The sequence below is a fragment of the Pseudomonas marginalis genome (assembly GCF_008692035.1).
In the GTDB taxonomy this organism is placed as follows: Bacteria; Pseudomonadota; Gammaproteobacteria; order Pseudomonadales; family Pseudomonadaceae; genus Aquipseudomonas; species Aquipseudomonas marginalis.
Map to the genome: position 1 here is coordinate 450,138 of NZ_VTFG01000002.1, position 23,755 is coordinate 473,892.

Here is a 23,755-nt window from a genome sequence, read left to right on the forward strand (position 1 = left end):
AGAGGCTGACAGATCGCCTCAGGCACTCAATAATCGATACCCCACTCCAGCCTCGGTCACGATAAACCTCGGCTGGGTCGGATCGTCCGCCAGCTTCTGGCGCAGATGCCCCACCACAATCCGCAGGTAGTGACTGTCGTCGGTGTGGGTCGGGCCCCAGATGTCCTTGAGCAGTTGCTGTTGGGTGATCACCCGTCCCGGATGCCGCGCCAGTTGTGCCAGCACCGCGTATTCCTTGCGGGTCAGTGCCACCTCGGCGCCGTCCAGCAGCACGCGGCGATAGGCCAGGTCCACCGTCAACGGGCCAAACTGCAGCGCCGCTTCCTGGGTCTCGCCCACCGGCGCCTGGCGCAACAAGGCGCGCACGCGGGCCAGGAACTCCTGGATGCCAAAGGGCTTGGTGACATAATCATTGGCGCCACCATCGAGGGCTTCGACTTTCTGCCCTTCGCTGGCCCGCACCGACAGCACCAGCACCGGCACCGTCGACCACTCACGAAACTCGCGCAACACCTGCTGGCCGTCCATGTCCGGCAGGCCCAGGTCGAGCACCAGCAAGTCGGGTTTGCTCAACGCCGCCTGGGCCAGGCCTTCGTTGCCGGTACCGGCCTCGATCACTTTGTAGCCCTGGGAGGCCAGGCTGATGCGCAGGAATTTGCGGATCTGCGGTTCGTCATCAATGACTAAAATCGTCGCGGTCTGGCTCATGGCGTCCAATCAACATCCGAAGAGAAAACAGGGTAGCTCACGCCTCGCCTTCCAGGCCAGGCTGTGTCGGCAATGGCAGGAACAGCGTGATACAGGTACCGCGCCCCTCAATGCCATCGGCCACGCTGATATGCCCACCATGGGCGCCGACCATGCCCTGGCAGATCGCCAGGCCCAGGCCGGTGCCCTGCCCGCCTCGATCACCGCGTGCGGCGGTGTAGAACATGTCGAAGATCTTCGCCCGCTCATCCTCAGGAATACCGGGCCCCTCATCCGCCACGGCGAAAAACAATCGGTTATCCGAGACGCCGGCGCTCAGTTGCAATCGACCGTGGGGCGGTGAAAAGCGCGCGGCATTTTCCAGCACATTGACCAGTGCCTGTTCGATCAACGCAGCATGGACATAGAGCAGCGGCAACTCCGCCGGCACATCGGTGCTCACCTGCAGCGGTGCCAGCACCGCGCGCAAGCGCCCGAGCGCACTGCCGACAATATCGCCGGGCGACACCCAGTCCCGCGCCAGCTTCAGCGCGCCATGGCCCAGTCGCGTCATGTCCAGCAGGTTCTGGATATAGCGGTCCAGGCGCTCGGCTTCATCACGAGTACCTTCGAGCAACTCGCGGCGATCCTCCAGGGGGATGGCTTCGCCGAGCGCCAGCAGGCTGTCGATACTGCCGCGCATGGAGGTCAACGGTGTGCGCAAATCGTGGGACACCGACGCCAGCAAGGCGCTGCGCAGTTGCTCGGTTTCGCCATGCAAACGGGCGGATTCCAGCTCCTGGGCCAACTGCGCCCGCGCCAGGGCCTGGGCCAGGGGCTGGCTCAAGGCGGTCAGCAAGCGACGGCGTTGGCCGCTCAATTCCAGGCCCGGCTTGGCACTGACGCCGAGCAACCCGAGCGGGCCTTCTTCGCCCGACAACGGCCACCACCACCAGCGCCCGAACGGCAGGGTGCCGGTGCCCATACCTGCCGGCTGGTCATGCTGCCAGGCCCAATCGGCCGCAGCACGCTCGGCTTCGGTGAAGGTCAGCGGGCCGCCGGTCTCGACCTTCCATCCACCCTGGCCGTCGCGATTGACCAGGCACAGATCCAGGTCGCTCCAACCTTCCAGATGGTGGGCGGCGGCACTGATCACCGCCTGGCGGTCGGTGGCGGCGGTGAGTTTGCGCGACAGGTCGAGCAGTTCGCCGGTTTCTTCCTGGGTGTCGCGCAATGCCTGCAACTGACGGCGCTGGCGTGCGGCAAGATTGCCGGTGAGCGCCGCCATCAGCAGGAAGAACAACAGCGTCAGCACGTCCTCTTCGCGCTGGATGGCGAAGGAGAAATTCGGCGGGATAAACAGGAAGTCATAGGTCAGGAACGACAACGCCGCACACACCAGGGACGGCCCCAGGCTGCTGCGCACCGCCACCAGCAACACGGCGGCAAGAAACACCAGCGAGATATTCGGCAACGGCAGCGCGCTTGCCACGGCCCAGGCCACAGCGGCGGCGACGACAGTCGCAACCACAGCCAAGGCGTAATCGAACCACACCAGGCCGCGCACATCCGGCAGGCGTGGGGCTGCGGGCACATCGTCACTGTCGAGGACGTTGATTTCCAAGCCCCGGGCATTACGCAACAGGCGCGCCGCCAAACCGCCACCGAACAGGCGACGCCGCCAACGCATTCGCGACTGCCCCACCAACAGCAGGCTGGCACGGCGTTCGGCGGCATGCTGGATCAAGGTCTTGGCCACCTCCCCCGCCCGCAGCAGCACCACTTCGCCGCCAAGGCGCTCGGCCAGTTGCTGGGCGTTTTGCAGGCGCAGGCGGGCCTGCTCATCCCGCGCACGGCCGTTGTCGATATGCACCAGGCTCCACGGCAAATGCCGGCGCTGGGCGACGCGACTGGCATGGCGCACCAGGCGTTCGGCCTGCGCATCGCCATCCACGCCCACCAACAGACGACCGCGCACCGCCGGCGCCGCCTGGCCGAGCTGGCGATAGCCCTGGGCCAAATCGTCGTCGACATGGGCGGCGGCGGTCTGCATCGCCAGCTCGCGCAGGGCCATCAGGTTGGTCTGGGTGAAGAACGCATCGATGGCGGCGCGGGCCTGCTCTGGCACATACACCTTGCCGTCGCGCAGACGCTCGAGCAGTTCGCGGGACGGCAGGTCGATCAGCAGCAGTTCGTCGGCTTCCTGCAGCACCCAATCCGGCAGGGTTTCGCGGACCTGCACACCGGTGATGCCGCGGACCTGGTCATTCAGGCTTTCCAGGTGCTGGACGTTGACCGTGGTAAACACGTTGATGCCGGCGGCGAGCAGTTCCTGGATGTCTTGCCAGCGCTTTTCATGGCGGCTGCCGGGGGCGTTGCTGTGGGCCAGTTCGTCCACCAGCACCAGCTTGGGCTTGGCGGCGAGCAGGCCGTCGAGGTCCATTTCTTCGAGCATCACGCCACGGTATTCGCTGCGCAACAGCGGTTGTTGCGGCAGGCCGCTGAGCAAGGCTTCGGTCTCGGCGCGGCCGTGGGTTTCAACCACGCCGGCGATCAGTTTGACGCCCTGGCGCAGTTGGGTATGGGCAGCCTGGAGCATGGCGTAGGTCTTGCCCACACCCGGCGCGGCGCCGAGGAAAACTTTGAGCCGGCCACGGCCGTCCCGGGGTAGATCGGCTAGCAGGGCATCGGCGCGGCCGGAGTCGCTCATGCTGGGGTTTCCTTCAATTGTTCAGACCCAGAGAAAATCCAATGTGGGAGGGGGCTTGCCCCCGATAGCGGTGGTTCAGTCGATACCTGTGTTGACTGACACTCTGCTATCGGGGGCAAGCCCCCTCCCACAGGGTTCAGAGTTTTTCCAGGGCCATGTTCAGCGCCAGCACATTCACCACTGGCGGCCCCACCAGCGGGCTTTCGATATGTTCATCCAACAACCGTTGCAGGGTCGACACCGGCACATTTCGCGCGGCAGCCACCCGTGCCAGTTGATAGGCAATCGCCTGGGGTGGCAAGTGTGGATCAAGACCGCTGCCGGAGGTAGTCAGCGACACCAAAGGCACCGGGCCCTGGCCGGGCACCAACTGTTTGTTCGCGTCATCGAACACGCGGGTGGCCAAGGCCGGGTTGCTGGGGCCGAGGTTACTGGCGCTGCTGGAAACCGTCGCAAAGGCCCCCGCCGAAGGGCGCGGATGGAACCAGCTGTCACCGGTAAAGTCCTGGGCGATCAGGCTGGAGCCACGCACCTTGCCGCTGGCATCGCGCACCAGGCTGCCGTTGGCCTGGTCCGGGAAAGCGACTTGGGCGACGCCGGTCACCACCAGTGGGTAGGCCACGCCGGTGATCAGGGTCATGAGCACCAGCAGGCTCAGGGCCGGGCGGATTATGTTGGACATTTCAAATTCCTCAATTCGGTCTTTGCAACCTGTGGGCACCGGGATGGCGCCCACAGGCATCGGGTCACACCAGGTGCAGCGCGGTCAGCAGCATGTCGATCGCCTTGATGCCCACGAACGGCACCAGCAACCCGCCCAGGCCATAGATCAGCAGGTTGCGCCGCAGCAACGCCGCCGCACTCGCGGCCTGCACACGCACACCGCGCAGCGCCAGGGGAATCAGCACCACGATGATCAGCGCGTTGAACACGATGGCCGAGAGAATCGCGCTCTGGGGGCTCTGCAAATGCATCACGTTGAGCACGCCCAACTGCGGGTAGATCGAGGCGAACAACGCCGGCAGGATCGCGAAGTACTTGGCCACGTCGTTGGCGATGGAAAAGGTGGTCAACGCGCCACGGGTCACCAGCAACTCCTTGCCGATCTGCACCACGTCCAGCAGCTTGGTGGGGTCGCTGTCGAGGTCGACCATATTGGCGGCCTCGCGGGCGGCCTGGGTGCCGTCGTTCATCGCCATGCCGACGTCCGCCTGGGCCAGTGCCGGGGCGTCGTTGGCACCGTCACCGCACATCGCCACCAGGCGGCCGTCGTTTTGCTCGTGACGGATGCGCGCGAGTTTTTTCTCCGGGGTCGCTTCGGCCAGCACGTCATCCACACCGGCTTCGGCAGCAATCGCAGCGGCCGTCAGCGGGTTGTCACCGGTGACCATCACCGTGCGAATCCCCAGCTTGCGCAGCTCGGCGAAACGTTCGCGGATACCGGGCTTGACCACGTCCTTGAGGTGGATCGCACCGAGCAATTTGCCGTCGGCACACACCAGCAAGGGCGTGCCGCCGCTCTGGGCGATCTTGTCGATTTCCCGTGCCAACGCCGGTTGCAGGTCGCCGCGTGGCTGGCCGATAAACGCCAGCAACGAATCCACTGCGCCTTTGCGGAACACGCGACCCTGGTAGTCGACACCGGACAAGCGGGTTTCGGCGCTGAACGGTACCGCGGTCAGTTCATCCAGGGATGGCTCGGCCTGCGGGTGCAGAGCCCGCAGGTATTCGACGATGGATTTGCCTTCTGCCGTGTCATCGGCCAAAGAGGCAAACAACGCACCTTCGGCCACTTCCTTGCCGCTGACGCCAGGCGCCGCAACCACCGCCGCGCACCGACGGTTACCGAAGGTGATGGTGCCGGTCTTGTCCAGCAGCAACACGTGCACGTCACCGGCCGCTTCCACGGCACGGCCGGACTTGGCGATCACATTGAGGCGCACCAGGCGGTCCATGCCGGCAATACCGATGGCCGACAACAAGCCGCCGATGGTGGTAGGAATCAGCGTCACCAGCAGTGCGACCAAAAACACCAGGGGCAAGCTGCCATTGGCGAAGTGGGCGAACGGCTGCAAGGTCACGACCACCAGCAGGAAGATCAGGGTCAGGCCGATCAGCAGGATATCCAGCGCGACTTCGTTGGGGGTTTTCTGACGCTTGGCGCCTTCGACCAGGGCGATCATGCGGTCCAGGGTGGACTCGCCGGGATTGGCGGTGATGCGGATCAGCAGCCAGTCCGAGACCAGCCGCGTGTTGCCGGTGACGGCCGAGCGATCGCCGCCGGACTCGCGGATCACCGGTGCGGATTCACCGGTGATCGCCGCTTCGTTGACCGCCGCGATGCCTTCGACGACCTCGCCGTCGCCGGGGATCATTTCCCCGGCGGCCACACGCACCACATCACCTTTACGCAGACTGGTGGCCGGCACGACCTTGAAGCTGCCATCGGCTTCCTTACGCCGCGCGCTCAGGCCTTCGCTGCCGGCCTTGAGGCTGTCGGCACGGGCCTTGCCGCGTCCTTCGGCCAAGGCTTCGGCGAAGTTGGCGAACAGCACGGTGAACCACAGCCACACGGCGATTTGCACGGCCACATACGTCGGTACGGCGGTGTCGGGCACAAAGCACAGCACGGTGGTGAGGATGGCGGTCAGCTCGACCACCAGCATCACCGGCGAGCGTTGCAGCTGGCGCGGGTCCAGCTTGACGAACGCCTGGACCAGCGCCGGGCGCCACAGGGCCGAGACGGCGGTTTTGGCGGGTTCCTGGGTTTTGACCGGGGCCGCGTTTTTTGCAGGCATATTCATGTTCATATCCCCTTTTTAGAAGCCCATGCTCAAGTGTTCAGCGATGGGCCCCAGCGCCAGCGTCGGCAGGAAAGTCAGGCCGCCCACCAGCAAAATAGTCACGGTCAACAGGGTCACGAACAGCGGACCATGGGTCGGGAAGCTGTTCTGGCCAATCGGTGCGGTCTTCTTCATCGCCAGGCTGCCGGCCAGGGCCAGTACCGGGATGATGTAGCCGAAGCGGCCGATCAACATGCCCAGGCCCAGCATCAGGTTGTGGAACGGCGTGTTGGCACTGAAACCGCCGAACGCCGAGCCGTTGTTGGCGCTGGCCGAGGTGTAGGCGTACAGCAACTGGCTGAAACCGTGAGGGCCAGGGTTGCTGATCGCGCCGGCAGGGCCGGGCAGGCTCGCGGCGATGGCACCCAGTACCAGCACGCCCACCGGCATCACCAGCAGGGTCACGACCAGCAGCTGCACTTCCTTGGCCTGGAGTTTCTTGCCCAGGTATTCCGGGGTGCGCCCGATCATCAGGCCAGCCAGGAACACCGCGATCAACACGTTGAGCAACATGCCGTACATACCGGCGCCGACGCCGCCGAAGATCACTTCGCCGACCATCATGTTGACCAGCGCCACCATCCCACTGAGGGGGTTGAGGCTGTCTTGCATGCCGTTGACCGAACCGTTGGACGCCGCGGTGGTGGTCACCGACCACAACACCGTGCCGGTGGTGCCGAAGCGCGCTTCCTTGCCTTCCAGCGGTGCGGTCTGCTCGACGGCCGGGTTGTTCAAGCTCGGGTTGGGCTGGTATTCGGACCACAGGGAAGTGGCGCCGCCGATCAGGAACAGCGCCAGCATGCAGCCAAGGATCGCGCGGCTCTGGCGCAGGTCTTTCACGTAGTGGCCGAAGGTGAATACCAACGCCACCGGGATCAGGATGATCGAGGCCACTTCGAACAGGTTGGCCCAGGCGGTCGGGTCTTCAAACGGGTGCGCCGAGTTGACGCCGAAGAAGCCGCCGCCGTTGGTGCCCAGTTGCTTGATCGCAATCTGGCTGGCTGCCGGGCCCAGGGGGATCACTTGATCCACGCCTTGCAGGGTCACGGCATCCACATAGTGCGCGAAGGTTTGCGGCACGCCCTGCCATACCAGGAACAGCGCCAGCACCAGGCACAACGGCAGCAGGCCGTAGAGCGTGGCGCGGGTCATGTCGACCCAGAAGTTACCCAGGGTCCTGGCGGATTTGCGCCCGATCCCACGGCACAGCGCGACCAGGACGGCCAGGCCGGTGGCCGCACTGACGAAGTTCTGCACGGTCAGGCCAGCCATCTGGCTGAGGTAGCTCAGGGACGCCTCACCGCTGTAGGACTGCCAGTTGGTGTTGGTCATGAAACTGACCGCGGTATTAAAGGCCAGGGTCCATTCCTGGCCCGGCAATTTCTGCGGGTTCAGTGGGAGATAGTCCTGGAACAGCAGGATCGCGAACAACAGCAAAAAGCCCGCGAGGTTGAACGCGAGCAAGGCCAGCATGTATTTCTGCCAGCTTTGTTCCTGATGTTCATCCACCCCCGACAGGCGATAACAGGCTTTTTCGACAGGCCCCAGCACCGGGCTCAGCCACGTGCGCTGGCCTTCCATCACCTTGTAGTAGAACCGCCCCAGGAACGGCGCCGGCACCAGTACCACGGCAAAGAAGGCAATGATCAGCCAATAGTCATAACTGTGCATGGCCAGCTCCTAGTTCCGATCCGCGCGTAACAGCGCAACCAGCAGATAAATGAACAGCGCCACGGCCAATAGCAGTGACACCCCGTCCAGAACGCTCATGGAAGTCTCTCCGTTTAGCGGCGAGTGCCGCGTGTGGGGCAATTGTCCGCAGGAGTGGCGTAAAGGAACGAGAGCGACGGGGTGGGCGGGGCGTAAAGATGGCGTAAAGAGTGGGTTTATGCGGGGTTTACAGGGGGGTATTTGGTGTCTGGGCGGGCGCTATCGGGAGCAAGTCCCCTCCCACACTTGACCGCGTTGTCATGCCGAGCGCCAGTCAACCTATGGCAGGGGGCTTGCTCCCGATAGCGCCGGCACCGTCACCGCCGCACCTAACTGGTGCGACGCCGGCAAATTTCAAACGCCAAACCATCCCCCACACGACAGTTGCGCCGCTTTACGACAATCATTCTCAGGCTGGCATGGCCGCTGCAACACCTTGAATCATTCCAAACCGTTCAGGGAGCGCAGCACAATGAACACACAACTCAAACCCACCTTGGGCACCCTGCATTTATGGGGCATTGCCGTCGGGCTGGTGATTTCCGGGGAATACTTCGGCTGGAGCTACGGCTGGGGCGTGGCCGGGACCTTGGGCTTCCTGGTGACCTCGCTGATGGTCGCCGCGATGTACACCTGCTTTATCTTCAGTTTCACCGAGCTGACTACCGCCATTCCTCACGCAGGCGGGCCGTTTGCCTACAGTCGTCGCGCCTTTGGGGAGAAAGGCGGCTTGATCGCAGGCCTCGCCACCCTGATCGAATTTGTCTTCGCCCCGCCTGCCATCGCCCTGGCGATCGGCGCGTATCTGAATGTGCAGTTCCCGGCCCTGGACCCCAAGCATGCGGCCGTCGGTGCCTACATCGTGTTCATGGGGCTGAATATTCTCGGCGTAAAACTCGCCGCGACCTTCGAGCTGGTGGTGTGCGTGCTCGCCGTCGCCGAGCTGCTGGTGTTCATGGGTGTGGTCGCGCCCGCGTTCAGCTTCAGCAACTTTGCCCTGAACGGTTGGGCCGGTTCCGATACCTTCGGCGCCCCGGCGATTGCCGGGATGTTTGCGGCGATTCCGTTTGCCATCTGGTTCTTCCTGGCCATCGAAGGCGCGGCCATGGCGGCCGAGGAAGCGAAAGATCCGAAGCGCACCATTCCAAAGGCCTACATCAGCGGCATCCTGACCCTGGTGATCCTGGCCATGGGCGTGATGTTCTTCGCCGGCGGCGTGGGCGACTGGCGCACCCTGTCGAACATCAACGATCCACTGCCGCAGGCGATGAAAACCGTGGTGGGCGACAACTCCGGCTGGCTGCACATGCTGGTCTGGATCGGCCTGTTCGGCCTGGTGGCGAGCTTCCACGGCATTATCCTGGGCTACTCGCGCCAGTTCTTCGCCCTGGCCCGCGCCGGTTACCTGCCCTCCTTCCTCGCCAAATTATCGCGTTTTCAGACACCACACCGGGCAATCATCGCCGGTGGCGTGGTCGGCATCGCCGCCATCTACAGCGATGGCCTGATCAACCTGGGCGGCATGACATTGACCGCGGCGATGATCACCATGGCGGTGTTCGGTGCCATTGTGATGTACATCATGAGCATGCTCAGCCTGTTCAAACTGCGTAAGACCGAACCGCTGCTGGAACGTACCTTCCGCGCGCCGGGTTATCCGATCGTGCCCGGCATTGCGCTGGCGCTGGCCGTGGTCTGCCTGGTGGCCATGGCGTGGTTCAACACGCTGATCGGGCTGATCTTCCTCGGCTTTATGGCCGTGGGTTTCATCTACTTCCAAATGACCGCACAGGATCGTGCCGATGCACCGGCAGACGCAATGTTGACCGGGCTCTAAGGTTTCGAGGCAGAACGGGCCTACACTGAACTACTCAGAAAGCCCGTCACTCAAAGTAGTTATTGCCGTGGGAAAATTCTCCGACGGTAATCTGCCTCAAGGAGAGCCTTATGCCGTGGTATGCGTGGTTGATTATGGTGGTTGCGATCGGGTCGATCGTCGGAGGGCTGATGATGCTGCGTGACAGCGCCAACAAGGTGGAACTCACCGACGAACAACGCAAACGCGTGGCCGAACGCAACGCCCAGGCGGATGCCAAGGACGCGCAGGACCGCTAGGACCGCTTACTCCCAATCCGCCTTGGCAATCTGCAACCCGTGCTGCCCTTTATAGGCAGCACGCTCCGGCTGGCTCCAGCCGTCCAGCAACTCGTCCTCCAGCCGATAGATCTCAACCCCCAGCGGACGGCACACCGTCAGCGGGTCCTGCGCATCCGGCCCCCACATCGGCAGCGACAAATCCCCGCCCGGGCACGTCGACAGCGCGCAGAGCAAATCAATCTCGGCAAAGAACTCCAGGTAATCGCCCTTCTGCGCCGGGCAGGCTTTCATGAAATACATGTCGTCGTGATTGAGGCCCGTGCACTGGAAAATATTCAGCACGTCATGCACGTCGAATTCCGTCAGACCGTGGGGTAATACCGCGCGGGTCAGGTTGGAGTGGCAATGGTGATGGAAGTCCTCGCCGGTGAGCATGCGGTTCACATAGGGATCGCACCGCGTCCCCAGCAAGTCATGCAGACGCCCGCCGTGCTCATCGATGCCGTAACTGGCCAGGCTGTCATCGGTGATGGTCACCAGTGGCCTTAGAAATGGCAGATTCGACCATAGCCGGTCATGAGTGCTCACATGCGCCCCCTGCAACTGACGGGTACGTGCAGCCCAAAGACGTTCGCGGGGGTCATTGGCGTTCCACACATTGAAGTCCCCCACCTGCGGGCCCACGGGCGTGGTGACACGAAACACATGCCCGGCGGGCACCTTCCACGCCCTGCCCGTGCGAATCGGCACCTCGAACTGCTCGATCAAGCTGCGCTGATCTTTTCGGTCACGAATGCGCTCGTAAAATGCCGCGTCGACCTGCAACGCCGAACCCTTGCTGACCTGATAAGCGGCCGGATAGTCTTTGTACATGATGCAGATCCTCGATCAGGGGTGGGTAAACAGGGCCAAGGACAGGCGTTCCGAATCATCCAGGTACAGGCTCATCGCCTCCCCTGCCGCCGGTTTGTCCTGCTCGACAAGCCATTGATAAATCTCACGGTCACGCTCCAGCCAGGGCGACTGGAAACGTTGCTCATCAGGCGCGGCGCAAAACACCAGGCGCAACTGGGCGATGACCTGGGCAAAAAACTCATCGAACAACGGGCTGCCCATCAACCCGACGATGTGCTGATGGAACAGCAAACTGTGGGTGGCCACCGCACGCCAATCCTCGCGCTCACGGGCCAGGGTGGTGGCGTCAATGGCGTTTTGCAGGCGCTCGGATTGCTCGGGCGTCAAGGCCTCGCTTCCGGCGATGGCCTGCAACTCCAGGGTACGGCGGACTACAAACAGGTCGCGGACTTCCTCCCGCTCCAACCGCCGCACCATGACGCCCTTGTTACGCACATAACGGGTCAACCCCTCCTGCCCCAAACGGTGCAAGGCTTCGCGAATCGTATTGCGCGACGCACTGTAGGCCTTGACCAGGTCCACCTCGACCAATGCCACGCCTGGCAATAACCGCCCCGCAATAATGTCGGCACGCAACTCCAGGGCAATCTGGTCGGCTAAAGACAAACTGAGCGTCATGACCACCTCACGATTGTTGAACAATCTTCCGTCTAGATGTAATCACATTTCATGCCAACGCCCTGCATGCCGACGAGTGTGTAAAAAAGGTCAAGTTGGTTAAAATGCCCGCCTGTAACCGAGGCTGCCCCATGCGTTATTCACAAAACCACAAAGCCCAAACCCACCAACGCATCATCAAGGAAGCCTCTGCGCGCTTTCGCCGCGACGGCATCGACGCCACCGGCCTGCAGCCACTGATGAAAGCCTTGAACCTGACCCATGGCGGCTTTTACGCGCATTTCAAATCCAAGGGCGAACTGGTGGAGACAGCCCTGCAGGCGGCCGCCGCAGACCTGGGCGCCCATTGCGACATGCTGTTCAGCCAGGAGCAGCCGCTGGGCGCGTTTATCGACAGTTACCTGTCGGAATGGCACCTGACCTCCCCGGACCAGGGCTGCCCGCTGCCAACGATGTGTTCAGAACTGGGGCTCCGAGGCCAGCCCAGTGCGACTACAGACCAGGTACTCAACGCAAGGCTCAAGCAAATAGAAACGGCATTGGGAGAGGAGCGTTGCGATGCAGAGAGCCTGGTGATGATGTCGACACTGGTGGGCGCATTGGTACTGGCCAGGAGTGTTGAAGACCCTCAATTGGCAAGACAGATCATGGCCGTGGTGCGCGAACGCCTGAAAACGCAGAACCCGGAGGGCAAAAAGGCCGATCAATGACCGGCCTCCTGGATGAATCAGTTGATGGCCAGCCTATCGCGATTCTTCTCCAGCAGCGCCTTGCCAATCCCCTTCACTTCCAACAACTCATCCACCGCCGTGAACGGACCATTGCTTTCGCGATAGGCGATGATCGCCTGGGCTTTAGCGGCACCGATACCGAAGAGGTCACGACGCAGGGTTTCGGCGTCGGCGGTGTTCAGGTTGACCTTGGTGGACTGCTCGACCTTGGTCATCTGGGCGGTGATAGGGGTTGGAGCTTCGGGTTTGATGGACGGGGCTGCGGTGGTGGTGACTGAAAGGGTCGTGAGGAAGGCGAAGATTAGGGAGGTGAGGTAGGTGTTTTGCATTGGTGACGCTCCATGACAGTGTGAGAGAAAAGCAGCTTTCCGAGGCTGCTTTTCTAACTTAGGTGACTACAGAGCCATGTCAAAAATGACGAGGTTACAAAGTATGTGATGGCTAGGGTCATAGCGGACATCCGCCCCACAGATCAATGCAGTCACCGCCAATCGAAAACTGTAAGCCTCCAAAAAAACAGCTAAAAAATGACGTCAGAGTCCTTGCATGAGGTAAAACTTGAAGCACGCCAAGCATAAGGTAAACTATTAGGTTAGCGTACCTGATGGCAATATAGAGTTAGTCAAAAAACTGGCAACTCGCCCTTAGAGGGTTTCACAAACGTCCGGCGAAAAGGATTTTTTGACTTGTATGAAACTGAAAAGCTCTTACGGCGTGGAGCCAGGCAGCTACCACAAAAAGACCAAGCATATCAACGCCGCTAGATATCTTTATAGATATTTCAATTCGTCGAGATCCACGTAGGTAATGCCATTTACTGGCTTTTTAGGCTTTTTGTTCAAGTAGACCACTGATGACATCTAACTCAATCACCCCGGTTATTCTCTGTGGCGGCTCTGGATCTCGGCTATGGCCGTTGTCACGCAAAAGTTTTCCAAAACAGTTTGTACCTCTAATCGGGGAGAAAAGCCTGCTACAACTGACACTGGAACGCGTATCTCTCCTCGCGGATCATGTGCTGTTAGTCGCTTCTGAAGATCACCGGTTTCTAGTCTCTGAGGGCCTTCACTCGACACAGTTGAAGGGCGCAGTGATTCTGGAGCCGTCTGCTCGGAACACGGCAGCCGCCATGACACTTGCAGCGCTGAGCAGTGTGAAAGAAGGGCGAGACTTACTGCTGTTTTGCCCAGCTGATCACCACATTCCGGATGCGGAAGCTTTCGCAAGAACCGTGCGGCTTGGCGTTGCTCACGCCCAAGGCGGAGCAATCGTCACCTATGGCGTACTGCCGAGCTTTCCCTCGACCGCTTATGGTTATATCCAGCAAGGCCTTGCTCAAAAGGATGGGTGTAGCCGCGTCGAACGTTTTATAGAAAAGCCCGATGCTGCCACCGCGCAGACCTTGCTCCTGCGGGGCGATGTCTTGTGGAATGCAGGGATTTTCCTGTGCAAAGGCACAGTACTGATTGATGCGATGGAACGCCATGCACCGGACATTCTGGAGGTCTGCCGAGCATCCTTCGATGAGGCAACGTCAGAACGGCTCGCAGGTGGAACATCTTTTATCCGCCCTGCTGCTTCGAGTTTTGCGACCTGCCGTGCAGAAAGCATTGACTACGCCGTAATGGAGCACCATGACCATGTAGTAGTAGCTCCATTCAGCGGGCAATGGAGTGACGTAGGTAGCTGGAATGCGCTGGCTGAAATGACCGAAGCCGATGAATTCGGTAACAGAATCCACGGCCAAGGTCGAATAAGCCAATCCCGAAACACGTTCATCCACGCGCCACACCGACCAGTCGTCGCATTAGGCACTGAAAACCTGTTGATTATCGATACCCCGGATGCAGTCCTGATAACCCACAGAGATCACGTAGAACACGTTAAAAACGTCGTCCTGCAACTGGAAAAAGAAAACTGCAGTCAGGCGATCACCCATCGAAAAGTTTCGCGACCCTGGGGTTGGTACGACAGTATTGATACGGGCGATCGCTTTCAGGTCAAAAGAATTGGTGTGAAACCAGGCGCCTCGTTGTCACTGCAAAAACACCATCACCGAGCCGAACACTGGATCGTTGTAAAAGGGACGGCCGAAGTGACACGCGGCGCTGACACTTTTATTTTGACCGAAAACCAATCCACGTACATCCCCATCGGGGAAATCCATCGCCTGAAGAACCCGGGAATGGTTGAACTTGAGATAATAGAAGTCCAATCCGGTAGTTATCTGGGTGAAAACGATATCGTTAGATTCGAAGACAATTATGGAAGAGCAAATGATTAAGAAAGCACTCATCACAGGCGTAACTGGACAAGATGGCGCCTATCTTGCTGAATTATTGTTGAGCAAGGGCTACGAAGTACACGGCATGAAGCGCCGGAGCTCGTTGTTCAACACCGCTCGCATCGATCATCTATTCCATGACGTACATGACAAGGGCCTGCCTTTTTTCTTGCACCACGGAGATATGACCGACTCGTCCAGCCTGACGCGCATTATCCAAAAAGTGCAACCGGACGAAATTTACAATTTGGCAGCGCAAAGCCACGTAGCGGTCTCTTTTGAAGAGCCTGAATATACTGCCAACTCCGATGCCCTCGGTGCGCTGCGTATTCTTGAAGCCATCCGAATTCTTGGCTTGGAAAAAAAGACCCGTTTCTATCAGGCGTCCACTTCCGAGCTTTACGGCCTCGTGCAAGAAACGCCACAGAAAGAAACCACGCCTTTCTACCCACGCAGCCCCTACGCCGTTGCGAAGCTATATGCCTACTGGATCACCGTCAATTATCGAGAGGCTTACGGGATCTACGCCTGCAACGGAATACTTTTTAACCACGAAAGTCCGATTCGAGGCGAAACCTTCGTCACGCGCAAGATCACTCGCGCACTTGCTCGGATAAAACTCGGCCTTCAAGAATGCCTGTACCTGGGCAATATGGATTCTTTGCGGGACTGGGGTCACGCAAAAGACTACGTAGAAATGCAATGGCTGATGCTGCAACAAGAAACCCCCGAAGACTTTGTTATTGCAACAGGCGTGCAATACAGCGTCCGTGATTTCGTTAACGCAGCGGCCAGCGAACTAGGCATTAATATTACCTGGCAAGGCTCGGGCGTAGACGAAAAAGGGTACAGCGAGGATGGCAAATGCATCGTGGCAGTAGACCCAAGATACTTCCGCCCAACTGAAGTGGAAACACTGCTGGGAGATGCAACCAAAGCGAAAACGAAGTTGGGTTGGACGCCAAAAATCACATTCGAAGAACTCGTCAGTGAGATGGTGCGCGAGGACCTTAAAAGCGCGGAGCGTGATGAGCTTGTCAATCAACACGGCTACACGACGTTCAGCTATAACGAATAATTGAGTTGGCTACCCATCCAATGAGCACGAAACGAATACTGTTGACAGGCGGAGGAGGAATGGTAGGGCGCAACTTGCTCGACCATCCCGAGATTGGCGAGTTTGAAGTATTAGCTCCGCGCAGCAGCGAGCTGGACCTGCGGGATTTTCTCGCGGTGCAGGCTTACGTTGAGCGGCATAAGCCTGACTTCATCATTCACGCGGCAGGAAAGGTAGGAGGGATCCAAGCGAACGTCAGGGAGCCTGTGAACTTCCTTCGAGACAACCTTGATATAGGTCGCAACGTCGTCAGCGCAGCACAGCTCGCAGGCGTGCCCCGCCTGATCAATCTCGGTAGCTCCTGCATGTACCCTCGCAACCATACCGGATCGCTCAGCGAAGATATGGTGCTGACGGGAGAACTGGAGCCGACCAATGAAGGCTATGCCTTGGCCAAAATAGTGACAGCGCGACTGTGCGACTATATTTCACGTGAAGATCAAGGACTTCAATATAAGACGCTGATCCCCTGCAATATCTTCGGACGTTTTGACAAATTCGATCCTGCTCACTCACACTTGTTACCGGCTATTATTCACAAACTCCATATAGCGAAGAAAACGGGGGCGCCCTCAGTCGATGTGTGGGGAGATGGTTCTGCCAGACGCGAGTTCATGTATGGGGGCGATTTGGCAGATGCACTAATACACGCAATTAAGCATTTTGAGTCGGTCCCTCGCTATATGAATATAGGTCTGGGTAACGACCACTCAATAAATGACTACTACCGCACTGCAGCCACAGTAATGGGCTATGAAGGGACGTTCGAGCACGACCTTACTAAACCTGTGGGCATGGCGCGAAAACTTGTGAACATCGAGCGCCAAATATCGTGGGGATGGAAGCCGCGACATAGTTTGCAAGAAGGTATTGAAAAGACTTATAGCTATTATCTGGAGCATCAACAATGAGCATTAAATTTCCGCTGGCTACCTCCTCATGGGAGAAGGAAGAGCTTGAAGCGATGCAGCGCGTCATCGCCACCGGCATGTTTACAATGGGTGAGCAGGTCAAGGCATTTGAACGGGACTTTGCGGAATTTGTAGGCAGTAAGCATTGTGTGATGGTGAACTCCGGATCGTCGGCCAACCTGTTGATTGTCGCGGCACTGTTTTACACGCAAAACGCCTCCATCAAGCTACAAAGAGGCGATGAGATTATTGTTCCTGCAGTTTCATGGAGCACTACCTACTACCCACTTTACCAGTATGGTCTGAAGATCAAATTTGTAGACATCGACCTCCACACGCTCAACTACGATCTCGAACAGCTTGAGCTTGCTGTAACGGATAAAACCCGTGCAATCATGGCGGTCAATTTACTTGGTAATCCAAACGATTTTGGGCGTATTCAAGAAATCATCGGCGATCGGAAAATCGTGCTGATTGAAGATAACTGCGAATCCATGGGCGCAACTTATAACGGCAAACAGGCCGGTACATTCGGCGTAATGGGCAGCTTCAGCTCCTTCTTCAGTCATCACATCTCAACGATGGAGGGAGGCTTGATCGTAACCGACGATGAGGAGTTGTATCAAATCTTGCTGTCGCTTAGAGCGCACGGCTGGACTCGCAATTTGCCCAAGCAAAACCTGGTGTGCAGCGATAAAAGCGATGATCCATTTGAGGAGTCGTTCCGCTTTGTGCTGCCGGGATATAACGTCCGTCCTCTGGAGCTTGAGGGTGCGCTGGGCGTTGAGCAGGTAAAACGCTTGCCTAACCTGATCGAAGAGCGGCGTAAAAATGGATTGCTGCTACAGGCCGCAATGACAGACCACCCAGACATTATTATCCAACGAGAGATTGGAGAGTCCAGCTGGTTCGGGTTTAGCCTAGTGATTCGCCCAGGCAGTAAGTTGACGCGCAAATATCTCGTAGAAAAACTTACTGACCTCGGCTTTGAGTGTCGACCAATTGTAGCCGGAAATTTTGCAAAAAATGAAGTGGTTAAATATTTCGACTCAGAAGTACACGGTGACCTGAAAAATGCTGAGCATATTGACCGATTCGGGTTATTTGTAGGGAACCACCACTACTCCATACCAGAGGCATTCAATCTTCTTAAAAGCATTCAAGCCTAATGCGATTTATTTCGGCATTTAAAAATAAGATTGCAATAACTTGCAAGAATATGCGTGGACGGAACAACGTTCGATCTACGCATGTCTCTACAAAAGCTATAGGGGCCTCAATCGGCATCGAAACACTCTATGAGACTCATGTAGACTCAGAAAGCAGGATTGGCAGCTATACTTATATCGGCGAACACACAAATATTACCAAAAGCAATATCGGACGTTTTTGCTCAATTGCTAACAACGTATCTATCGGTCAGGGCGAGCACGTACTTGATCATATTTCCACATCATCTATTTTTTATAAAACCCCTTGGAAAACACTTACCCAGCATGATTGCAATATTGAGAGTGATGTGTGGATCGGCGTTGATGCGGTAATATTACGAGGTGTTAACGTCGGCTTCGGAGCAGTGATCGCCGCGAACGCAGTTGTGACCAAAGATGTTCCACCCTTCGCTATAGTTGGTGGCGTTCCTGCGCGATTGATCAGGTACCGTTTCTCCGCAGATGATCAGAACCTTATTCTTGCTTCCCGATGGTGGGAACACGAGCACCATGAAGCAAAATCGATAATCCAACAGTTGGAAGTTAGCATAAGCAGGTCCAAGCAATGAAAGTTTCCATACTTCGCGCTCCAGGTATGCGCAACAATACAATCTTTGATCTTGGAAGCCCTCAGAATAGGGACAATTGCTTTGCGCCCTACGCCCTACTGAGAGAAGAACTGCTTAAAAAAAACATACAACTACAAACGTCAGATATCGCAACACAAAGTCCAGTTGCATTTGAATTACATCAAGATGTACAGCCAGACTCATTGAGCGCAGATAAATATTTGATGCTATTTGAAACGAAATTCATCAAACCTGAAAATGGAAATCACAAGCTGTTTTCCAGTTACCGTAAAGTTTTTACATGGGATGAGCGTCTCGTAGACAATGATCACATCATTAAAATAAATTTCCCAAATGAATTACGAGTTAATGACGTAGACGGTATTACTTCAAGGAATCAATTTTGTTGCTTAATCTCCAGCAACAGAGCACTAACGATAGCCAGCACTAATGACCTCTATTCTGAACGGATCATTGCAATAAAATGGTTCGAAAAAAATGCGCCCGCAGACTTCCATCTATACGGGATAGACTGGAATTTACCCGCGGCAAAAGCTGGCTATATCGGAAAAATTCAACGGCGAACGTGGCCACTTATTAACCGCGTTCTGAAATCAGAACCGTTCCCGAGCTACCGAGGGAAAATAGAAAGCAAATATGAAGTTTTGAAAAAAACCAGATTTTCCATTTGTTATGAAAATGTCAAAGATTTACCCGGATATATAACTGAAAAGATTTTTGATTGTTTTTTTGCAGGTTGCATTCCTATTTATTGGGGTGCCAGCAATATAACCGACTATATCCCGGCAGATTGTTTTATAGATCGACGCAAATTTAGCAACATGCAGGATCTCTATAACCTCCTAAAAAAAATGCCAGACTCTGAATACACCGCATATCAACAGCGCATCGCAGACTTTTTAAAGAGCAAGCTGGCTCATCCATTTAGCTCACCGTTCTTCGCGGAGACTATCGTAAATACGATAGTTAAAGACCTTGAACGTTAAAAAAGAATTATTAATAATCAGCTCCGGCCGACTTATCTCAACGTTGATTGCTCTGATTTCAATTCGCGCAGTCACCTCATTCCTTCCGCCCGAGAAATACGGTGAGTTGGCCATATTAATAACGATTCAAATGCTGTGTGGTTTATTTCTTATAAATCCCGTCGGTCAACACATAAATTTGAATACCCACAGGTGGTGGGATGACAAGACGATTATTCCGAGGCTAAAATCGTATCGCTCTTACGTCATTGCCTCCTCTACTTTTGGGGCAATTATTGCTTTAGGAGTCTTTCCCCCTACCAACTCGACGATGATTATTTTTAATATATTCCCTGTCTTTGCTATGGTCGTTGCCGGAACATGGAATGCAACGTTCATCCCAATGTTAAACATGCTTGGGTTTCGAGGGCACTCAGTTTTTTGGTCGATAGTAACGTCTTCTACGAGTCTTGTTACTTCGATATTGCTTGTAGCCATATGGACGTCAGCAACCTCATGGTTTGTCGGCCAAGCGATAGGAATGGCGGTAGGTGCATTGGGAGCACGATACCAGTTAAATAAACAAGTCTCAGTGGAGATTCGTCGCCAGCCGAAAATTCCATTATTATCCAAAGATGTGATTATCAGCTACTGTCTACCGCTATCACTTGCGGCAGGCCTTATGTGGATTCAACTATCGGGCTATCGATTTGCCATTCAATTTTATTGGGGCTTGGCGCAGCTTGGGTTCATTGCTGTCGGGCTTCAATTGGCTGGCCAGATATGGGCCTTGATCGAATCGCTTGCAATTCAATTCCTGTACCCGTTTTTTTTCCGCAGGGTAAGCGAACAATCTGACAACTCGGAGATTGAACTAGCAGTCTCAGACCTACTGAATACTTTGGTGCCAACTTATCTCTTGATCGCAGGCTTGACGATCTTAACGGCACCTTATCTCCTGAAATTACTAGTTGCTCCAGAGTACAGTGATGCTTGGCTCTTTGTAGCTGCAGGAGCGATTGTGGAGCTCTGCAGAGCGTTAGGAAATCTCCTTGGTAACGCCGCGCATGTACGGAGAAAAACAATCTCTCTTGCAACGCCTTACGCACTCGGCGCAACGGTGATTATAGTCTGTATTTTTTATTCTGGTACACGCCAACTTGATATAAAATGGGCCGCAGCAGCCTTAGTGGCAGGTGCGCTAGCCATGATAGTTAGTATGACTGCAAACATGTATACCCAAGTTAAATTCAAACTGGATAAGTTTCGCTGCTTCAGCTCACTCCTTTGCATGCTAGGAATGGCGAGTCTTATCGACAGTATCCCATATGCTTCCAGCTGGATTAGCGCAATAGGATATATCATAATTACGTCACTAATCGTAGCTTGTTTATTATTTATAATGCTATGGAAAAACCCTGCAACCTCTAGATTACTTAGTGTGCAATTGAGGAAAATTTGAAATGATAATTGCGCATATTATAGGCGGCCTAGGCAACCAAATATTTCAATATGCAGCTGCCAAGGCACTTTCTGTCGAAAAAAATACAGAGTTACTCCTAGACGTTACTTCTTTCGATTCATACGCCCTTCATCAGGGCTTTGAGCTCAATAAAATATTTAGCGCCGACTTTAAAACAGCCAGTAGCTCGGACATAAAAAAAATTCTCGGTTGGCAAGCCCCTACTATCGTTCGTAGTGTTCTGCACCGCCCTCGTCTTACCTGGTTGCGCAAAACCACATTGAGTATTGAACCATCATTTCAATACTGGCGGGGTTTTCAGGACTTATCGGACAACACCTATCTGAGTGGATACTGGCAGAGCGAACGCTACTTCAAAAATATTGAATCTATTATCCGAAAAGATTTCTCGTTCAAGCTACCTATGGACAATGAAAATTCGCGCATTGCAAACTTAATCAGCAATACAGAGGCGGTGAGCCTACATATACGAAGAGGCGACTATGTGAATAACTCAGCATATAGCGCATGCTCTTTGGATTACTACCAGGCTGCCATAAGCCATTTTACTCACATGAATAAACCGCCAACATTTTTCATTTTTTCAGATGATATAAACTGGGTCAAAGAACATTTAAAAATAGAGCACCCTCACTGTTACGTAGATCATAACAATGGGGCAGCAAGCTACAACGACATGAGACTTATGAGTCTCTGCAAACACAACATCATTGCGAACAGTTCATTCAGTTGGTGGGGAGCTTGGCTAAATGCGAATAATGACAAAATCGTCATTACACCGAAAAGCTGGTTCAACACTAATAATCATATAGATGATCTTATCCCGCCGACCTGGATCAGCCTATGATCAGTAAATTCTCGCCAGGTCTAACCACACTCGTTATTGGGGGTGGAGGCTACATCGGTCACTTTCTTGTTGCACAACTGGTGGCGTCAGGGAGAAACGTGACGGTCCTTGGGCGAAGCGCTAAGCCGCGCTATGAGGTTCCCCTAGGGGCTAAGTATATAGCCGGAGATTTTGCCCATAAGAATCTTATTTGCAACATATTGAATACGCATCAGGAGGTAATCCATCTCGCTTATGCGACAGTACCCAATACATCTTTTGAAAACCCATTAGCTGATTTGGAGCAAAACCTCCCAGCTACTGTGCAGTTGTTTGCAGAGGTCGCTCGCCGTGGATTAAAGCTGGTACTCGTTTCCTCAGGCGGGACGGTGTACGGTGAAGCGCTATCTCTGCCTATAAGTGAAGAGCATCCCACAAAACCGATATCACCTTACGGTGTGACGAAGCTTACGTTGGAAAGTTATGCTTTTCTTTATGCTATGACCCATAATCTTCGGTTCACCTGTGTTCGCCCTGCAAATGCATATGGTACTGGTCAACGTCCGTTCATCGGTCAAGGCTTTATAGCCACTGCAATCGCCTCATCAATAAAAGGTTCTGCTATCAAAGTTTTTGGCCAGGCTGGAAGCGTGCGAGACTACCTCTACGTCAGTGATGTAGCCTCCGGAATATTTCATGCGTTGGAAAACGGTAAACTGTCGGAGATTTACAATCTAGGATCAGAAGTGGGCCTCAGTAATATGGATGTAATTGAAATAATGAGACCTATAATGAAAGATATCGATTGCGATATCAAGGTTGAACATTTACCAAAGCGGGGCTTTGATGTGAGTACAAATATTCTCAATTCTCAAAAGCTCAAGAGCCACACAGGCTGGGGCCCTAAAGTTCATTTTCTAGATGGCCTTTTAACAACCAGAGATTGGCTATGGAAGCACCGTCATGAATTCTGATGAATGCAATACTGCACCACTTATTTCAGTGATTCTTCCGGTATATAACGGTGCTGCACACCTGGCATCCGCGATCGATTCAGTATTAAATCAGACCGTGTCTAATTTCGAGCTGATAATCATTGATGATGGTTCAACGGATAATTCACTCAGCATCTTACGAGAGTACGAAAAAATAGATCACCGCATTAGACTTTCTAGCAGAGTGAATGCTGGCCTCGCTAATACACTCAACGAATCCATCGCTCTAGCTACAGGCACGTGGATTGCGCGTATGGACCAAGATGATATCGCAATATCGACGAGATTTGAAAAGCAATTAGAGTATTTAAACTACTCAGGTGCCGACATCGTTGGAAGTTGGGTTAAACGATTTGGTACGACTGATAAACGCATTGTCAAACTGCCGGAATCCGACAGTGCAATTAAGATAGCTTTACTCTTCATATCACCTTTTGCACATCCCACAGTCATGATGCGCGCCGACTTTGTCAAGCGACTACAATATAGACACAAGTGGGATAAGGCGGAAGATTATGATCTCTGGGTTCGTGCGGCAATTTGCGGCTGGAAGATGGCTAACGTACCCGAGGTTCTGCTTAAATATCGAGTTCACACCACTCAAATTTCCACCTCCTCTGCTTTGCGGCAATTGAATTTATCAAGAGGTATTCAGGAAAATTATTGGAATCACTTGCTAACGCAATGGGGATGTGACACTTCATGTGTTAGCTCAGTTGTGAACATTTATAACAGTGGGTACAAGGTCTCCGTTGAGGATGTCGACATGGCGCTTACTTATGTCTTACAGCACTCCGAAAAAGAAACCCACGAGATGATATTCAAAAACGCATTTAGAATGTACATCAGGATCGCGGCAGATCACCCAAATTTAGCTGAGCGCTGGAAAAAGCTGTGTAATAATTTCTCAATTGTGCCTTCAAAAAAATCTATGATCACAATAAAAATATTGTGCTTTTTTAGAATTCGTCCGGAAGGAAAGTTTTTTATTGGAGCACGACGGGCGCTGGTCTTTCTAAATTTTAGATAAAAACCTCTTTCTAAATATAGAGACTTCTAATT

Annotated in this window: 22 protein-coding genes; 13 read left to right on the top strand and 9 right to left on the bottom strand. The window is 55.1% G+C overall.

The window, feature by feature from the left end:
* Window positions 1–18: 18 nt before the first annotated feature.
* From FX984_RS22065 to kdpF, 6 genes are all read right to left on the bottom strand, one after another.
* A complete protein-coding gene (locus FX984_RS22065) occupies window positions 19–708 on the bottom strand; it encodes a response regulator (protein ID WP_027604142.1) in 690 nt (229 codons plus the stop codon).
* A 37-nt stretch (window positions 709–745) separates the two neighbouring features.
* Entirely contained in the window at window positions 746–3,397 is a 2,652-nt protein-coding gene (locus FX984_RS22070; RefSeq protein WP_027604143.1) for a sensor histidine kinase, read from the bottom strand.
* A 136-nt stretch (window positions 3,398–3,533) separates the two neighbouring features.
* Window positions 3,534–4,079, bottom strand: a complete 546-nt coding sequence (kdpC, locus tag FX984_RS22075; protein ID WP_027604144.1) for a potassium-transporting ATPase subunit KdpC — start codon at window positions 4,077–4,079, stop codon at window positions 3,534–3,536.
* Between the two features lie 64 nt (window positions 4,080–4,143).
* A complete protein-coding gene (kdpB, locus tag FX984_RS22080; RefSeq protein ID WP_065928095.1) occupies window positions 4,144–6,207 on the bottom strand; it encodes a potassium-transporting ATPase subunit KdpB in 2,064 nt (687 codons plus the stop codon).
* A gap of 9 nt (window positions 6,208–6,216) precedes the next feature.
* Window positions 6,217–7,911: a potassium-transporting ATPase subunit KdpA gene (gene kdpA / locus FX984_RS22085; RefSeq protein WP_146475742.1), complete on the bottom strand. Its 1,695-nt coding sequence runs from the start codon at window positions 7,909–7,911 to the stop codon at window positions 6,217–6,219.
* A 9-nt stretch (window positions 7,912–7,920) separates the two neighbouring features.
* Window positions 7,921–8,010 carry a K(+)-transporting ATPase subunit F gene (gene kdpF, locus FX984_RS22090; protein WP_003218754.1) on the bottom strand — a complete coding sequence of 30 codons (90 nt, stop codon included), beginning with the start codon at window positions 8,008–8,010 and terminating at the stop codon, window positions 7,921–7,923.
* Window positions 8,011–8,422: 412 nt separating this feature from the next.
* On the opposite strand from kdpF, the gene eat reads away from it, so the two are divergent.
* Window positions 8,423–9,787: an ethanolamine permease gene (eat, locus tag FX984_RS22095; protein ID WP_027604147.1), complete on the top strand. Its 1,365-nt coding sequence runs from the start codon at window positions 8,423–8,425 to the stop codon at window positions 9,785–9,787.
* 110 nt (window positions 9,788–9,897) lie between these two features.
* Window positions 9,898–10,065 (top strand): DUF2897 family protein, encoded by a 168-nt coding sequence (locus FX984_RS22100; protein WP_003172675.1) that lies wholly within the window; start codon window positions 9,898–9,900, stop codon window positions 10,063–10,065.
* Window positions 10,066–10,071: 6 nt separating this feature from the next.
* Here the strand turns inward: FX984_RS22100 and FX984_RS22105 are convergent, their stop codons facing one another.
* Window positions 10,072–10,920 (bottom strand): urea carboxylase-associated family protein, encoded by an 849-nt coding sequence (locus FX984_RS22105; RefSeq protein WP_027604148.1) that lies wholly within the window; start codon window positions 10,918–10,920, stop codon window positions 10,072–10,074.
* Between the two features lie 15 nt (window positions 10,921–10,935).
* Window positions 10,936–11,580, bottom strand: a complete 645-nt coding sequence (locus FX984_RS22110) for a GntR family transcriptional regulator (protein WP_146475743.1) — start codon at window positions 11,578–11,580, stop codon at window positions 10,936–10,938.
* A gap of 131 nt (window positions 11,581–11,711) precedes the next feature.
* On the opposite strand from FX984_RS22110, the gene FX984_RS22115 reads away from it, so the two are divergent.
* Window positions 11,712–12,290 carry a TetR/AcrR family transcriptional regulator gene (locus FX984_RS22115; protein ID WP_146475744.1) on the top strand — a complete coding sequence of 193 codons (579 nt, stop codon included), beginning with the start codon at window positions 11,712–11,714 and terminating at the stop codon, window positions 12,288–12,290.
* A gap of 17 nt (window positions 12,291–12,307) precedes the next feature.
* Here FX984_RS22115 and FX984_RS22120 read toward each other — a convergent pair whose 3' ends face one another.
* Complete coding sequence (locus tag FX984_RS22120) at window positions 12,308–12,640, bottom strand: ComEA family DNA-binding protein (protein ID WP_027604151.1); 333 nt, start codon at window positions 12,638–12,640, stop codon at window positions 12,308–12,310.
* Between the two features lie 524 nt (window positions 12,641–13,164).
* Between FX984_RS22120 and FX984_RS22125 the strand changes: the two genes are divergently transcribed.
* Genes FX984_RS22125 through FX984_RS22170 form a run of 10 tightly spaced genes read left to right on the top strand, consistent with a single transcriptional unit; the run spans window position 13,165 to window position 23,723 of the window.
* Window positions 13,165–14,595, top strand: a complete 1,431-nt coding sequence (locus tag FX984_RS22125; RefSeq protein WP_065947437.1) for a mannose-1-phosphate guanylyltransferase/mannose-6-phosphate isomerase — start codon at window positions 13,165–13,167, stop codon at window positions 14,593–14,595.
* Window positions 14,588–15,673, top strand: coding sequence for a GDP-mannose 4,6-dehydratase (gene gmd, locus FX984_RS22130; RefSeq protein ID WP_065947436.1), 1,086 nt, complete (start codon window positions 14,588–14,590; stop codon window positions 15,671–15,673). The genes FX984_RS22125 and gmd overlap by 8 nt, the downstream gene beginning before the upstream one ends.
* 20 nt (window positions 15,674–15,693) lie before the next feature.
* Window positions 15,694–16,623 (top strand): GDP-L-fucose synthase family protein, encoded by a 930-nt coding sequence (locus tag FX984_RS22135; RefSeq protein WP_098480028.1) that lies wholly within the window; start codon window positions 15,694–15,696, stop codon window positions 16,621–16,623.
* Complete coding sequence (locus tag FX984_RS22140; RefSeq protein ID WP_146475745.1) at window positions 16,620–17,792, top strand: DegT/DnrJ/EryC1/StrS family aminotransferase; 1,173 nt, start codon at window positions 16,620–16,622, stop codon at window positions 17,790–17,792. Before FX984_RS22135 ends, FX984_RS22140 begins: the two co-directional genes overlap by 4 nt.
* Window positions 17,792–18,403 carry a CatB-related O-acetyltransferase gene (locus FX984_RS22145; RefSeq protein WP_146475746.1) on the top strand — a complete coding sequence of 204 codons (612 nt, stop codon included), beginning with the start codon at window positions 17,792–17,794 and terminating at the stop codon, window positions 18,401–18,403. Before FX984_RS22140 ends, FX984_RS22145 begins: the two co-directional genes overlap by 1 nt.
* On the top strand, window positions 18,400–19,410 hold the full coding sequence (locus tag FX984_RS22150) for a glycosyltransferase family 10 domain-containing protein (RefSeq protein WP_146475747.1): 1,011 nt from the start codon (window positions 18,400–18,402) through the stop codon (window positions 19,408–19,410). Before FX984_RS22145 ends, FX984_RS22150 begins: the two co-directional genes overlap by 4 nt.
* Window positions 19,400–20,851 carry a lipopolysaccharide biosynthesis protein gene (locus tag FX984_RS22155; protein ID WP_146475748.1) on the top strand — a complete coding sequence of 484 codons (1,452 nt, stop codon included), beginning with the start codon at window positions 19,400–19,402 and terminating at the stop codon, window positions 20,849–20,851. The genes FX984_RS22150 and FX984_RS22155 overlap by 11 nt, the downstream gene beginning before the upstream one ends.
* 1 nt (window position 20,852) lies before the next feature.
* Window positions 20,853–21,719, top strand: a complete 867-nt coding sequence (locus tag FX984_RS22160; protein WP_154905360.1) for an alpha-1,2-fucosyltransferase — start codon at window positions 20,853–20,855, stop codon at window positions 21,717–21,719.
* Window positions 21,716–22,672, top strand: a complete 957-nt coding sequence (locus tag FX984_RS22165; protein ID WP_146475750.1) for an NAD-dependent epimerase/dehydratase family protein — start codon at window positions 21,716–21,718, stop codon at window positions 22,670–22,672. Before FX984_RS22160 ends, FX984_RS22165 begins: the two co-directional genes overlap by 4 nt.
* Window positions 22,662–23,723: a glycosyltransferase family 2 protein gene (locus FX984_RS22170; protein ID WP_146475751.1), complete on the top strand. Its 1,062-nt coding sequence runs from the start codon at window positions 22,662–22,664 to the stop codon at window positions 23,721–23,723. Before FX984_RS22165 ends, FX984_RS22170 begins: the two co-directional genes overlap by 11 nt.
* The last annotated feature ends 32 nt before the right edge of the window (window positions 23,724–23,755 follow it).

Excerpts from the sequence above, each read along its gene's own strand:
- FX984_RS22145 (WP_146475746.1), top strand. The coding sequence starts at position 17,792 with ATGCGATTTATTTCGGCATTTAAAAATAAGATTGCAATAACTTGCAAG.
- FX984_RS22120 (WP_027604151.1), bottom strand. The coding sequence starts at position 12,640 with ATGCAAAACACCTACCTCACCTCCCTAATCTTCGCCTTCCTCACGACC.
- FX984_RS22125 (WP_065947437.1), top strand. The coding sequence starts at position 13,165 with ATGACATCTAACTCAATCACCCCGGTTATTCTCTGTGGCGGCTCTGGA.
- FX984_RS22110 (WP_146475743.1), bottom strand. The coding sequence starts at position 11,580 with ATGACGCTCAGTTTGTCTTTAGCCGACCAGATTGCCCTGGAGTTGCGT.
- FX984_RS22165 (WP_146475750.1), top strand. The coding sequence starts at position 21,716 with ATGATCAGTAAATTCTCGCCAGGTCTAACCACACTCGTTATTGGGGGT.
- FX984_RS22150 (WP_146475747.1), top strand. The coding sequence starts at position 18,400 with ATGAAAGTTTCCATACTTCGCGCTCCAGGTATGCGCAACAATACAATC.
- kdpB (WP_065928095.1), bottom strand. The coding sequence starts at position 6,207 with ATGAACATGAATATGCCTGCAAAAAACGCGGCCCCGGTCAAAACCCAG.
- FX984_RS22115 (WP_146475744.1), top strand. The coding sequence starts at position 11,712 with ATGCGTTATTCACAAAACCACAAAGCCCAAACCCACCAACGCATCATC.
- kdpC (WP_027604144.1), bottom strand. The coding sequence starts at position 4,079 with ATGTCCAACATAATCCGCCCGGCCCTGAGCCTGCTGGTGCTCATGACC.
- FX984_RS22170 (WP_146475751.1), top strand. The coding sequence starts at position 22,662 with ATGAATTCTGATGAATGCAATACTGCACCACTTATTTCAGTGATTCTT.
- FX984_RS22140 (WP_146475745.1), top strand. The coding sequence starts at position 16,620 with ATGAGCATTAAATTTCCGCTGGCTACCTCCTCATGGGAGAAGGAAGAG.
- FX984_RS22160 (WP_154905360.1), top strand. The coding sequence starts at position 20,853 with ATGATAATTGCGCATATTATAGGCGGCCTAGGCAACCAAATATTTCAA.
- gmd (WP_065947436.1), top strand. The coding sequence starts at position 14,588 with ATGATTAAGAAAGCACTCATCACAGGCGTAACTGGACAAGATGGCGCC.
- FX984_RS22065 (WP_027604142.1), bottom strand. The coding sequence starts at position 708 with ATGAGCCAGACCGCGACGATTTTAGTCATTGATGACGAACCGCAGATC.
- FX984_RS22070 (WP_027604143.1), bottom strand. The coding sequence starts at position 3,397 with ATGAGCGACTCCGGCCGCGCCGATGCCCTGCTAGCCGATCTACCCCGG.
- kdpA (WP_146475742.1), bottom strand. The coding sequence starts at position 7,911 with ATGCACAGTTATGACTATTGGCTGATCATTGCCTTCTTTGCCGTGGTA.
- FX984_RS22100 (WP_003172675.1), top strand. The coding sequence starts at position 9,898 with ATGCCGTGGTATGCGTGGTTGATTATGGTGGTTGCGATCGGGTCGATC.
- eat (WP_027604147.1), top strand. The coding sequence starts at position 8,423 with ATGAACACACAACTCAAACCCACCTTGGGCACCCTGCATTTATGGGGC.
- FX984_RS22105 (WP_027604148.1), bottom strand. The coding sequence starts at position 10,920 with ATGTACAAAGACTATCCGGCCGCTTATCAGGTCAGCAAGGGTTCGGCG.
- kdpF (WP_003218754.1), bottom strand. The coding sequence starts at position 8,010 with ATGAGCGTTCTGGACGGGGTGTCACTGCTATTGGCCGTGGCGCTGTTC.
- FX984_RS22135 (WP_098480028.1), top strand. The coding sequence starts at position 15,694 with ATGAGCACGAAACGAATACTGTTGACAGGCGGAGGAGGAATGGTAGGG.